Source organism: Mycobacterium sp. MYCO198283, from assembly GCF_021213805.1.
Taxonomy (GTDB): domain Bacteria; phylum Actinomycetota; class Actinomycetes; order Mycobacteriales; family Mycobacteriaceae; genus Mycobacterium.
On sequence record NZ_JAJQJI010000014.1, the window covers coordinates 1 to 11817 of the forward strand.

Annotated in this window: 13 protein-coding genes; 2 read left to right on the forward strand and 11 right to left on the reverse strand. The window is 72.0% G+C overall.

Features of this window, described 5'->3' with window-relative positions; all coding sequences use genetic code 11:
- A partial coding sequence (locus LV457_RS19565) for a DUF222 domain-containing protein (protein ID WP_232173207.1) occupies positions 1 to 347 on the reverse strand: 347 nt, incomplete at its 3' end.
- Between the two features lie 111 nt (positions 348 to 458).
- A complete protein-coding gene (msrA, locus tag LV457_RS19570) occupies positions 459 to 971 on the reverse strand; it encodes a peptide-methionine (S)-S-oxide reductase MsrA (protein ID WP_232173208.1) in 513 nt (170 codons plus the stop codon).
- A gap of 103 nt (positions 972 to 1074) precedes the next feature.
- On the opposite strand from msrA, the gene LV457_RS19575 reads away from it, so the two are divergent.
- A complete protein-coding gene (locus tag LV457_RS19575) occupies positions 1075 to 1575 on the forward strand; it encodes a nuclear transport factor 2 family protein (RefSeq protein WP_232173209.1) in 501 nt (166 codons plus the stop codon).
- A complete protein-coding gene (locus tag LV457_RS19580) occupies positions 1572 to 2579 on the forward strand; it encodes an NAD-dependent epimerase/dehydratase family protein (protein WP_232173210.1) in 1008 nt (335 codons plus the stop codon). Before LV457_RS19575 ends, LV457_RS19580 begins: the two co-directional genes overlap by 4 nt.
- A 108-nt stretch (positions 2580 to 2687) precedes the next feature.
- Here the strand turns inward: LV457_RS19580 and LV457_RS19585 are convergent, their stop codons facing one another.
- The 9 genes from LV457_RS19585 to LV457_RS19625 all read right to left on the reverse strand — a co-directional run bounded on the left by LV457_RS19585 (position 2688) and on the right by LV457_RS19625 (position 11684).
- A complete protein-coding gene (locus LV457_RS19585) occupies positions 2688 to 3809 on the reverse strand; it encodes a GGDEF domain-containing protein (RefSeq protein WP_232173211.1) in 1122 nt (373 codons plus the stop codon).
- Positions 3810 to 3958: 149 nt separating this feature from the next.
- Complete coding sequence (locus tag LV457_RS19590) at positions 3959 to 4978, reverse strand: DUF5914 domain-containing protein (protein WP_232173212.1); 1020 nt, start codon at positions 4976 to 4978, stop codon at positions 3959 to 3961.
- A complete protein-coding gene (locus LV457_RS19595; RefSeq protein ID WP_232173213.1) occupies positions 4975 to 6525 on the reverse strand; it encodes an FAD-dependent oxidoreductase in 1551 nt (516 codons plus the stop codon). Before LV457_RS19595 ends, LV457_RS19590 begins: the two co-directional genes overlap by 4 nt.
- Positions 6522 to 7238 (reverse strand): trans-aconitate 2-methyltransferase, encoded by a 717-nt coding sequence (locus LV457_RS19600; protein ID WP_232173214.1) that lies wholly within the window; start codon positions 7236 to 7238, stop codon positions 6522 to 6524. The genes LV457_RS19595 and LV457_RS19600 overlap by 4 nt, the downstream gene beginning before the upstream one ends.
- Positions 7235 to 7582 (reverse strand): lycopene cyclase domain-containing protein, encoded by a 348-nt coding sequence (locus tag LV457_RS19605; RefSeq protein WP_232173215.1) that lies wholly within the window; start codon positions 7580 to 7582, stop codon positions 7235 to 7237. The genes LV457_RS19600 and LV457_RS19605 overlap by 4 nt, the downstream gene beginning before the upstream one ends.
- Entirely contained in the window at positions 7579 to 7923 is a 345-nt protein-coding gene (locus LV457_RS19610) for a lycopene cyclase domain-containing protein (protein WP_232173216.1), read from the reverse strand. Before LV457_RS19610 ends, LV457_RS19605 begins: the two co-directional genes overlap by 4 nt.
- The gene (locus LV457_RS19615; protein WP_232173217.1) at positions 7923 to 8900 is read right to left on the reverse strand and encodes a phytoene/squalene synthase family protein; all 978 of its coding nucleotides are present in this window, start codon (positions 8898 to 8900) and stop codon (positions 7923 to 7925) included. Before LV457_RS19615 ends, LV457_RS19610 begins: the two co-directional genes overlap by 1 nt.
- On the reverse strand, positions 8897 to 10441 hold the full coding sequence (gene crtI, locus LV457_RS19620; protein ID WP_232173218.1) for a phytoene desaturase family protein: 1545 nt from the start codon (positions 10439 to 10441) through the stop codon (positions 8897 to 8899). Before crtI ends, LV457_RS19615 begins: the two co-directional genes overlap by 4 nt.
- Before the next feature lie 31 nt (positions 10442 to 10472).
- A complete protein-coding gene (locus tag LV457_RS19625) occupies positions 10473 to 11684 on the reverse strand; it encodes a polyprenyl synthetase family protein (RefSeq protein ID WP_374198897.1) in 1212 nt (403 codons plus the stop codon).
- Between the last annotated feature and the right edge of the window lie 133 nt (positions 11685 to 11817).

Below are 11817 nucleotides of genomic sequence, written 5' to 3' on the forward strand. Positions count from 1 at the left end.
GAGCCCGCACCCGCGCCCTCGGCGATCACCCCGACCTGATCCAGCGACAGCCGGCCCTCGCGCATGGCTTGCGCGCACCGCGGGAACTGCGGCAGCCGGTCCGCGACGGCGGCGATGGTTTTGGCGTTGCGCGTCGACATGCCGGTCCGCCACGCGAGCAACGCCGCGACCGAGCGGGCGCCGGTATGACCCCAGATACCGTCCCGCTCGATCGTGGCCGCGATCTCGACAATGCGCGCATCAATGGCGTTGCGCTGACCGCACAATTCCGCCAATTCATCGAACAACACCCCGAGACGTTCAGACGGATTCGACACAACCACGTCAACCGACTCGATCGAGGACATGCCACCATTATCGCAGCGAGGTCCGACAAATTCGGGGCGAGCGGAATGAGTCGCCCAGCGGCAGCGTTGCGGTATTCGCGGGTTCTTCCGGAATAAATTCCCCGGCAAAAACTACTGCGCCGACGCCCGTCGCGGCAATTTCCAGCCCGGCCGCACGAAGTGGCAGGTGTAACCAGTCGGATAGCGCTGCAGGTAGTCCTGGTGCTCTGGCTCGGCCTCCCAGAAGTCGCTCGCCGGAACCACTTCCGTGACGACCTTGCCGGGCCACAGGCCCGACGCCTCGACGTCGGCGATGGTGTCCAACGCGATCTGACGCTGCTCGTCGTCGAGGTAGAAGATCGCCGACCGGTAGCTGCTGCCGATGTCGTTGCCCTGCCGGTTCTTCGTCGTCGGGTCGTGGATCTGGAAGAAGAATTCGAGCAGGGTGCGGTAGTCGGTCTGCGACGGGTCGTAGACGATCTCGACCGCCTCGGCGTGACCCGGATGGTTGCGATAGGTGGCGTGCGCGTTCTGGCCGCCGGTGTAGCCGACGCGGGTGTCGACGACGCCGGGCTGCTTGCGGATCAACTCCTCCATACCCCAAAAGCAGCCGCCGGCCAGGATGGCCTTCTTGTAATCGCTCATGATGCTCCTCGTCTCACGTTCGCCTCCTACAACTGTGCCGCGCCCACGGGTAATCCGCAGGAAGGCTCGACAACCGTCGCTAGAACGTGTTTCAGTTCTGCGCGTGACCGCCTTCTCCCGCCACGAGCTCGCCGCCGCCTGGGCAGCGTTCGAGAACGACGTCGCCGCCGCCGCGCTCACCCGCGACTGGGACTCGTGGGTCGCGCACTACACCGAGGACGTCGTCTACGTCGAGCATGCGGCCGGGACGTTTCACGGCCGTGAGGAGGTCCGGGCCTGGATCTGGCGGACCATGGAGAGCTTCCCGGGCAATCACATGACGTCGTTCCCGACGCTGTGGAAGGTGTTCGACGAAGACACCGGGCGGGTGATCTGCGAGCTCGACAACCCGATGAAGGACCCGGGCGACGGCAGCGTCATCAGCGCGACCAATCTGTCGATTGTCACCTACGCCGGGTACGGACTCTGGTCGCGGCAGGAGGACGTCTACAACCCGCTGCGCTTCGTCGCCGCCACCCGCCGGTGGTGCGAGCGGGCGCAGGAGTGTGGCACCCTGCCCGACGAAGCCGCTGCCTGGCTGGCTCGGATGGGCGACGCACGATGAGCCCCGCGCTGGTCATCGGGGCGAACGGCTTCCTCGGCTCGCACGTCACCCGGCAACTCGTCGCGGCCGGCACCGACGTCCGCGCCATGGTGCGACCGAACGCCAACACGGTCGGCATCGACGACCTGCCGCTCACCCGGTTCACCGGCGACGTCTTCGACACCGCCGTGCTGCGCGAGGCGATGGCCGGCTGCGACGTCGTCTACTACTGCGTCGTCGACCCGCGCGGCTGGCTGAAGGACCCTGCGCCGCTGTTCCGCACCAACGTCGACGGTGTGCGCAGCGCTTTGGGCGTCGCCGAGGACGCGGGCCTACGGCGTTTCGTCTACACGAGCAGCTACGTCACGATCGGCCGGCGACGCGGCCGCCGCGCCACCGAGGCCGACGTGCTGCCCGAGCGCGGGCTGAGCCCCTACATCCGGTCGCGGTTGCTGGGTGAACAGGCGGTGCTCGAGGCGGCCCGTGCGGGCGCGGTCCCCGCCGTTGCCATGTGCGTCTCCACCACATACGGCAGCGGCGACTGGGGCCGCACCCCGCACGGCGCGATCATCGCCGGTGCCGCGTTCGGCAAGCTGCCGTTCGTGATGAGCGGCATCGAGCTCGAAGCCGTCGGAGTCGACGACGCCGCACGGGCGATGCTGCTGGCCGCCGAGCACGGCCGGGTGGGCGAGCGCTACATCGTCTCCGAGAAACTCATCAGCAATGCCGAGGTCGCCCGCATCGCCGCCGAGACGGCCGGGGTGCCGCCGCCCGCGAGGTCGATTCCGCTGCCGGTGTCGTATGCGATGGCGGCGCTCGGCAGCCTCAAGTCGACTGTGCGGGGCACCGACGAGCGACTGTCGCTGGCGTCGCTGCGGCTGATGCGCGCCGAGGCGCCGCTGGACCACTCGAAGGCCGTCGCCGAGCTCGGCTGGCAGCCGCGGCCCGTCGAGGAAGCCATCCGCGAGGCCGCCCGATTCTGGGTCGAGCTCCGGAAGGCCAAGCGTAGCAACGCCACTGGTTAGGAGCCGCCATGGCTAAGGGCCAGATGTGGTGACCAACCCCGCGCCGAGAACACCATTCTTGGCGCGAATACGGGCTCAAAGCCGCAAGAAGGGTGTTCTCGCCGGGGGTCAGCCCGCCGGGTCGTCGCGTTCGAGCGCGGTGAGCGACGCCCGGACGACCTGCCGGCTCTGGTTACCCCCGGCGCGCCGGGCGTCGCGCATGGCGCCTTCGGCGATGGCCAACAACTCGTCGAGCACATCCTGCGGCGGGTACTGCGCCAGGCCGCGCAGCGGGGTGCTGGCCACGCCGACGCTTGCGGTGGTGCGCGGCGGGGTGGTGGCGATCGCGCTGCGGACCCGCTCGACCAGCGGTGTGGCATCCGGCGACGGGAAGCTGTCGGCGACCACGAACTCGGCCTCGGCGACGTGGGCGACGACGGCGCCTCGCCGCGTGGTCTCGCGCAGCGTCTGCCCCACGGCCACGTGCGCCCAGTTGCCCGACACCTCGCCGTCGGTGTGCGTGAGCAGCGTGAAGTTGTCGAGGCTGATGACGACGATCACCAGGTGGCGGTCGTCGTCACGGTTGCGGGAGGCGATGAAGCCGGCCGCGGCCCGATAGAACGCCTCGCGGTTGAGCAGGCCCGTCAGCGGGTCGATGTCGCCGTTGAGCACATTGATGCCCAGCAGGTGAACCAGCGCCTGGCAGGCGAAGGGCACGGCGGCGTTGATGACCGCCAGGAACAGCAGCGTGCTGACGGCGAGCCGGACGTCACCGCCTTCCTGCACCAGCCGCAACGCCAGCACGCCGGCGGTCGACGCCGCGACCAGCAGGTTCAGCGCGAGGTACCGCGGCGTGTGGAAGAACGCCACGTAGCCGGCCAGCACCGCGAACGCCGTGCCGCCGAACAGGCCGTTGAAGGGATCGGTCTGCACCAGACAACCCGCCGCGATGCCCGCCATCGACAGCAGCACGAAACAGATCGACTGTGACCGGCTGAGCCACTGGCCGCGCAGCCAGGCCAGCGCCATCAGCACGGAGCCGATCACGATCGCGGCGGCGACGCCCTGCCGCAGATCGCCCGTCGGCCCGCTGGGGCTGCCGATGGACCCGAGCGCGACCAGCCCGAAGCCGAAAACCGTCGCGGCGACGACGCGGCAGGTTCCGCGCTGCGCACCGCGGCCCGCCAGGAACGCGGTCAGCCAGTAGTAGTGATCGGGTTGCCGCCACCACCCGCGCAGCCCTCTGATCATGCGGATCCCATCTTCGCCGTCCCGCTTCGAGGTCTGCTTCCGGGACGCGGGGGCGTCATCGCCAGGCTCTGACCTTCAGACGCTACCAAGCGATCGCACGGCGTGACAGCGGCAATGTGCGACCCACTACCGAAAGACCGGCGGTGCCGTCAGCGCCGGGTGCGCACCGCATAACGCCGTTCGGCGTACGCCAGATCGTCGCGCCACAGCTTGGTGGCGGCGTAGCGCATCAGCGGCCGGATCGCGGCCGCCGCCTTGCCGGCGTAGGCGAAGCCGTCGCGGTCGGAGTGCGCGACGACGGCCTCCAGCACCGCCGTGCGCGGCCGGCCGTCCGGACCGGCGCCGAGCGGCGTGGCATGGGTCTCGACGACGCTGCCGGCCCCCTCGCCGTCCACGATGCGCATCGTGATGGTGCGCGGCTCCGGCGCGGTGAATTCGGCGATGACCGGCACGCCGAGCCGGCCCATGCGGAACGTCACGGCCACCAGGAAGCGGTCGTCTGCCTCGGATAGCTGGTCGTCGGCCGCGGGCGCCGAGAGCACCTCCAGCAAGGTGAACGAGTACGGGTGGAACCAGGCGCCGTGCCAGGGATCGAGCCGGTTGGCGATGATGTCGGCCGGCTCGCAGACCCCGTCGAGCCGCGTCACCGCGTCGAGCGTCGTCCCCGTCGGCCGCGGCGGGATCACCGGCGCGTCGAGCGGCTGCTCACCGCCGACGCGGTCGAGCCGCACCCACGCCAGCACACCGTCGTCATGGCTGGGCAGCGACCGCCACCCGTACTGCTCCCGCGGTGAGCGGTCGGCGTCGACCCGCAGCCCGTGCCACGGGCAGATCAGCCCGCCGCAGTCGATGACCCCGGTGGCGAGATCGGCACCCAGATGCGGACAGCTCGCGGGGCCGACGACCAGCCGCCCGCCGGGATCGCGCCACGCGACGATCTCGACGCCGGCGACGGTCATGCCGAACGGCGCGTCGGCACGGATGTCACGGCTGGCGGCAAACGTGTACCAGTTGCCGCTCGGGCGGCGCTGCGAGCGGGCCAGCGCGGCGTCGATCAACCGCGGTTCGGCGTCGCGGTAGGTGGGCCGCTGCTGCGCCCACCGGGCCGGCGGGAGCACTTGCAGCGGAACGGTTTTCAGGCGATCACGGACGCGGTCGGCGAAGCTCACCGGGCGCCGACCTCCGCACCGCGGGCCAGCAACCGCGACACCCGCGGCGATCGGCCCCCCACCGGGACGGTCTGCAGCGAGTGCCCCGCGAGCCCCCAGTGCGACAGCAGCCGGTTGGCGGCTGCGAAGCCGGTGGTCGCGGCGCGCTCCATCAGGGCGACGGGCAGATCGATGCGGATGCCGTCGCCGGCCAGCGCCAGCGCCGGATCGGCGGTGGCGACGCCGGGGCGGCGGGCGAAGTCGCCGGGCCCGAACTGCGGGCAGTCCTCGCGGCGCAGCACCACCTCGCCGACGACCTTGGCCGCGGCGGTCTCCGGGTACAGCGCGTGCAGGCGGCCCACCAGCCGCCGGCAGACCTCGGCGGTGTCGTCGGGCGCGGAGTAGGCGTGCAACTCCACCACCGCGCCGTCGTGCCGCTGTGCCCACTGCGCGGCCTGCTGCTCGTAGCGGTTCACCACGCTCACATTGTCCAGCGGTTCCAGGCCGCCTGTCCCGAGGAACGCGGGCCGGTCGGCGTGGACGGGCCGGTCGAGCCACAGCCGCTGTACGACGAACGGCGGCGCCGTCCGCAGCCCGGCGACCGTGGCGCGCCAGCCGGCGTCCCCGAGCTCGGGTGAGGCGTCGACGATGCGCTGCAGCCCGGCGATGTCGGCGGCGAGCACCACCCCGTCGGCGTCGAGGTCACCGCCGTCGCAGCGCACCCGGAACCGGCGCTGCGTCCCGGGTTCGACGGCGTCGACCGCCCGGTCGGTGTGCACCGTGACCCCGCGCCCGGAGAGGTAGGCGCGCAACGGTTCCCACAGCGCGGCGTCGAAGTTGTCGGTGGCCACGTCGAAGATCAGCCCCTCGTTCGAGCCGAGGAAGTAGATGTGGAACATCGCGGCCAGCTCGGCGGCCGACAGCTCCGCCGGCCGGGAGAAGAAGCTGCGGGAGAACACCTCGAACGCCAGGTGCTGGGCGGCGTCGGGGAAGTTGATCTGCCGCAGGAACGACGCGGCGTCGATGTCGTCGAGGCGCTGGTAGATGTCGGGCACCGAGACGGTGGCCAGCGGCACCGCGGCGCGGCCGTCGACGCGCACCAGATCACGCAGCCGAAAGGTGGGGCTGCGCAGCGCGAACGCCAGCGCGTTCCACGGAGGCGTCTGCGGCAGCCCGCGGAAGGTGTCGCGGCGGCCGTGACCGTCGACCAGCGGGTAGTCGTCGACGGGAGTCAGCCGGGTCAGCCCGGGATCGGTGCGGCGCAACAACTCCCGCAGGTTGTAGTACTGGCGGAAGAACGCGTGGAAGCCGCGGTTCATCGCGACGGTCTGCCCGTCGCCGAGGGTCTCGGTCCAGCCGCCGACCCGGCCCCCGAGGTACGGTGCGCGCTCGACGACGTCGACCGTCACGCCCCGTTCGGCGAGCGCCGTCGCGGCGGCCAGCCCGGCGATGCCGCCGCCGACCACCACCGCGCGCGGCCGGGCGGGCAGCCGCCCCGCGTCCGGGAGCCCGACCGGCCCGGGATGCAGCACGCGGCGGGCGTCGCGGATGCGCGCGGCAGCGCTCATGCCGGGGTCCGGGCGAGGAAGGTGTGGACGATGTCCTGTTGCCAGCCGGGCATCGTCTCGCTGCGCACGTCGGTGAAACCGTTGTCGGCCAGCCGCTTCCGCAGCCGCGACGCACCGTCGAAGTCGACGACGCTGCGCCACAGGTAGGTGTAGAGCGACGCGTCGCGGGTGCGCGCCCAACCGGCCGGGATGATGATCCCCCAGGACACGGCGTGCCAGATCGCGGTGGCGCGCCGGGAGTCCGCCACCGAGTACTCGTGGACCGCGAGCACCCCGCCGGGCCGCAGCAATTCGGCGAACCGCTGCAGCTGGGCATCGGGGTCGGGCAGGTTGCGGACCAGGTACGCCGCGAAGATGCCGTCGAACGGCCCGCTGACGCCCGCCGCCGCGAGGTCCTCGATGCGGCTGTGCACGAACCGCACGGTGTCGGGCCACGTCTTGGCGCGCGCCTCGGCGAGCATGCCCTCCGACGCGTCGACCCCGACGATCTCGGCCTCGGGCGCGGCGTCGAGCAGCGCCGCGGTGGACAGCCCGGTGCCGCAGCCGGCGTCGAGCAGCCGCAGCCCGCGACCCCGGTCTGGGATCCCCATGCGTTGGGCGGAGATCCGCAGGTGGTCGTGGTAGCCGGGGTTGGCGCCGACCAGTCGGTCGTAGGCGCGCGCGCCGACGTCGAATGCGGCGGGCACCTCGGTGCGGGGCAGCCGGGGTGTCATCGGACCTCCTCCTTCTCCGCGGCGACGCGGTCGTGGGCGGTGTCGCCGTGGCGCTCCCACAACAGCAGGACGGCGGTCACCAGCGCGAAGCCGAACAGGTAGTCCTCGACGGGGATGTCGAACGGGAACCGGACGCCCATGGTGTGGCGGTCGTCGTACAGCACGATCGGGTCGCTGAGTTTGGTGAGCCAACCGTCGACCGGTATCTGAAAGCCCGTGACGATCACCATCGTGAGCCAGTACCGGGTGGTGCGGAAGATCCCGGTGCGCAGCATCGTCTTCTCCCAGATGACGACGCCGATCACCGCGACCACCGCCGGCAGCGTGTAGCCGAGCCCGGTCATCGCGGCTGCTCGCTGCGGACGTGCCGCCGGCCCCGCAGGAAGCTCAGCGAACTGCCCACCGCGTTGTAGGTCAGCAGCCCGCACAGCGGGATCACGACGAAGAACAGCACCTCCTCGAGCGGCATCAGCGCCAGGTCGATGCCGCTGACGAAGCGCGGGTTGTACCACCAGACACCGGCGACGATCGCGAGCGCATCCCACACCAAGAACACGACCGCGACCGGCACCAGCGCCCGCATCAGCCGCACCGGCTGCCGGTAGACACCCCGGCCGAAGAGCTCGAGCGGTGCGGTGACCAGCAGGCATGCGCCGAGCACCAGGAAGTAGTGCCAGCGGTCCATCAGGCCGCACCCAGCGCCGGACCCTCGTGGCGCACCGGTTCCCGGCGGCGGGCCCGCCACGCCCGCAGCAGCCCGGCGCCGGCCACCTGCAGGCGCCGCCCGGTGCCCACCGTGGCGCGCCGGCCGAACACCTCGAAGTCGCTCGCCTCGATGCAGTCGAGGATCTCCGAGTACAGCGTCAGCGCCGTCGCCACGCACGGCCGCGACCGGGGGGCGAGCAGCTCGATGCCGCCGCGCGCCTCGTCGTAGACCCGGCGGGTGATCGCGTGTTGCGCCGCCAGCGCCCGGCGCACCCTCGGGTCCGTGCGCTGCTGGGTGTGGCACCACATGAGCAGCTCGCGGTCGACACCGAACGCCGCGAGCTCGTCGGCGGGCAGATACACCCGGTTGCGGTCCAGGTCCTCGTCGACGTCGCGCAGGAAGTTGGTGAGCTGGAACGCTTTTCCGAGCGCAGCGGCGTACGGCGCGGCCTCGGCGGCGGGGCCCACGGTGCCGAGGATCGGCAGCAACTGCAGGCCGATCACCTCCGCCGAGCCGTACATGTAGCGGTTCAACGCCGCCCGGTCCGGATAGTCGGTGACGCTCAGGTCCATGCACATCGACGCCAGGAACGCCTCGAACAGGTGCACGTCGATGCCGTAGCTGCGGGCGGTGTGGACGGTCGCGGCGAGCACCGGGTCGTCGCCGCGCCGGGCGGCGCCGCGGCGCAGGTCGTCGAAGAACTGCCGGCCGAGCTGGTTGAGCAGGTCCTCGCGCTCCGGCACCGTCAGCGACGAGTCGAGGTCGTCGAGGATGTCGTCGGCGCGGCGGGCGAACCCGTAGAGCGCGTGCACCGCCGGCCGCTGTGCGGGTGCGAGCAGCCGGGTCGCGAGGAAGAACGTCCGGCCGTAGCGGGCGTTGAGCTCCTTGCAGCGCCGGTAGGACGCCCGCAGCTGGGGGTCGTGGATGCCGGCCGCGTCGAGCTCGGTGCGCATCACGCCCGGCGCCCTTCCCCGACGGCCGCACGCGGCCGCGGCGGCGTACCGGTGCCCGCCGTCCCGGTGATGCGGTCGGCGGCGAGCCGCCCGGAGATCAGGGTGGTGGGCACCCCGACCCCCGGCGTGGTCGAACCGCCCGCCAGCACCGCGTTCGCGACGCCGCGCACCATGTTGGCGGGCCGGAACGGCCCGGTCTGCGAGAACGTGTGGGCGAGCGCGAACGGCGTGCCGGCCAGCATGCCCTGCCGGGCCCAGTCGGCCGGGGTGACGACGTGCAGCAGCTCCGCCTCTCCCGGCAGCTGTGGCAGCAGCCGCTCGCCGACGATCTCGATCATCTGCCGGGCGTAGTCGTCGCCGATGTCGAACCAGTCGACGGTGCTGCGGGTGAGGTTCGGCGCGGGCGCCAGCACGTAGAGCAGGTCGCGGCCCGGCGGCGCCAGGCTCGGGTCGCCGGCGGTGGGCCGGGTGACCAGGAGCGACGGATCGGTCATGAGCCGGCCGTGGTCGATGATGTCGGTGAACGTCGCATCCCACGCGTCGCCGAACAGGATCGTGTGGTGCGCGTGGCCGAGGCTGCCGTCGGGATCGACGGCCGGGCACCCGACGTGCGCCACCACCGCCGACGGCGCCGGCCGCCACCGCAGCGGCCGCCTCGGGGCGTGCCCGAGCAGCGCGTAGGTCTGCGGCAGCTCGGTGGTGAGCACCACCGCGTCGCACCCGATGCGCTCACCCCGGTGGGTGTGCACGGCCGTCACCCGGTCACCGGAACGTTCGAGCTCGGTGACCTCCGAGCGGTAGGCGAACCGCACGCCCGCGTCGGCAGCCGCGGCCGCCATGGCGTCGGGCACCGCCCGCATGCCGCCCTTCGGGAAGTACACGCCGGCGACGGTGTCCATGTAGGCGATCACTGCGTACGCCGCGAGCGCCCGCTGCGGCGGCACCCCGGCGTAGAGGGCCTGGAAGGTGAAGATGCGGACCAGCCGGTCGTCGGACAGGAAGCGGCGCACCACCTTCTCCCAGCCGCGGAACCCGCCCATCGCGGCGAGCTTCGCCAGCTGCGGGGTCACCAGCGACAGCGGGGAGTCGAAGTTCGCGGAGATGAAGCCGTCGAACTCGGCGCGGTAGAGCCGGGTGAGCCAGTCGCGCAGCCGCAGGTAGCCGGCCGCCTCCCGGTCGCCGGCGAAGGCGCGGATCGCCGCGGCCATCGTCTCGGCGTCGCGGTGGACGTTCAGGCTGGTGCCGTCGGCGAAGCAGGCCCGGTAGGCCGGATCGATCGGGTCGAGCTGCAGCCGGTCCGCCATGCGCTCACCGACCGCCGCGAACGCCTCCTCGATGAGCTCGGGCATCGTCAGCACGGTCGGACCGGTGTCGAGGCGGTAGCCGCCGGCGTCGACGCGCCCCATCCGGCCGCCCGGCACCGCTTCCCGCTCGACGACCGTCACCTCACGGCCCCGGCCCGCCAGCTGCATCGCCGCGGCCAGGCCGGACAGGCCGGCACCGACCACGACGACGCGATTGGTTGGTCCCCCGACGGTCCGCATTATCGATGTACTCCTGACTGTCGTCGTCCGCTCATGTCACCCGCGCCGTGCAGGCGGCCGCCATGTCGACCAGCGCGGCCTGCACCCACGGGTCGATGCCGCTGCCGGCGATGTCGCGACCGGCCGCGGCGACCCGGTCGGCGATCAAGTCCTCGATCCACTGCACGGCGCCGCTGGCGGAGATCAGCTGCCGCCACCGCGACAGGTCGGCCTCGCCGAGCGTCTCGGCGCCCATCAGGTCGGCCAGTTCCCGGCGGGTGCGGCTGTCGGCCAGCTGGTGCGCCGCCACCACCACCGACGTCGCCTTGTGTTCGGCGAGGTCGGAGCCGACCGGCTTCCCGGTGACGGCGGGTGCGCCGAAGATGCCCAGCAGGTCGTCGCGCAGCTGGAACGCCTCGCCCACCGCGGCGCCGTAACGGCCGAGCAGCGTCACCGTCGCGTCGTCGCAGCCGGCCGCCGCAGCGCCGATCTCCAGCGGCCGCCGCACCGTGTAGTTGCCGGACTTGCGGCGGGCCACGTCGAGCACGGCGTCCAGGCTCGGCAACCCGCGGGCGTCGTTGACGAGGTCGGCGAACTGCCCGATCGCCAGCTCCGTGCGCATCGCGTCGTAGCGGGGCAGCGCCCGGCGCAGCGCGGCGTCGTCCAGTCCGCTCTCGCGCAGCAGCTGCTCGGCCCACACCAGGCACAGGTCGCCGAGCAGCACCGCGGCCGCCTCGCCGAACCGGCGCGACGGCCCGGACATGGCCCGGTCGGCATGCCATCTCGCGAACTGCAGGTGGGCGGCGGGCCTGCCCCGGCGCACCGTCGCGTCGTCCATCACGTCGTCCTGCAGCAGCGCGAACGCCTGCAGCAGTTCGAAGCTGGCGGCCGCGCGCAGCGCCCCGGTGTGCGCCGCGTCGCCTGGCGGGGACCCGCACAACCAGCCGAGGTAGGCGAACGTCGACCGCACGTACTTGCCGCCCATGACCAGGTGCAGCAGCACGTCGGCGGCGATGTCGACGCCGGCGTCGCCCAGCTCGTCGAGGCAGCGCTGCCGCAGGAAATGCTCGACCTCGGCCTGCACCGACTGCCGGAACTCGGCTCGCCAATACCCGAAGTCGGTGGCGGCGGCGGTTGCGTCGAGCGCTGGGGCAGCGGCGTGCAGCAGGGGCCGACTGCTCCCACCGATCACGTCCGCCCCTTCCCGCGAGGCCGTACGGAGCAGGCGGTATCGCCATGCGCCGACGGTCCGGCCGGGTCTCATCGCCACATACCCCGCTGTCGTCGACTTCATACCTTGCCCGGACACCCCGCCCGATGTGTCCGATTCAAGCCGAGGGACCCGCAGACGTGCCAGGCTGCTCATCAAGATCAGAGTCGATGTCACCATTGCTTCA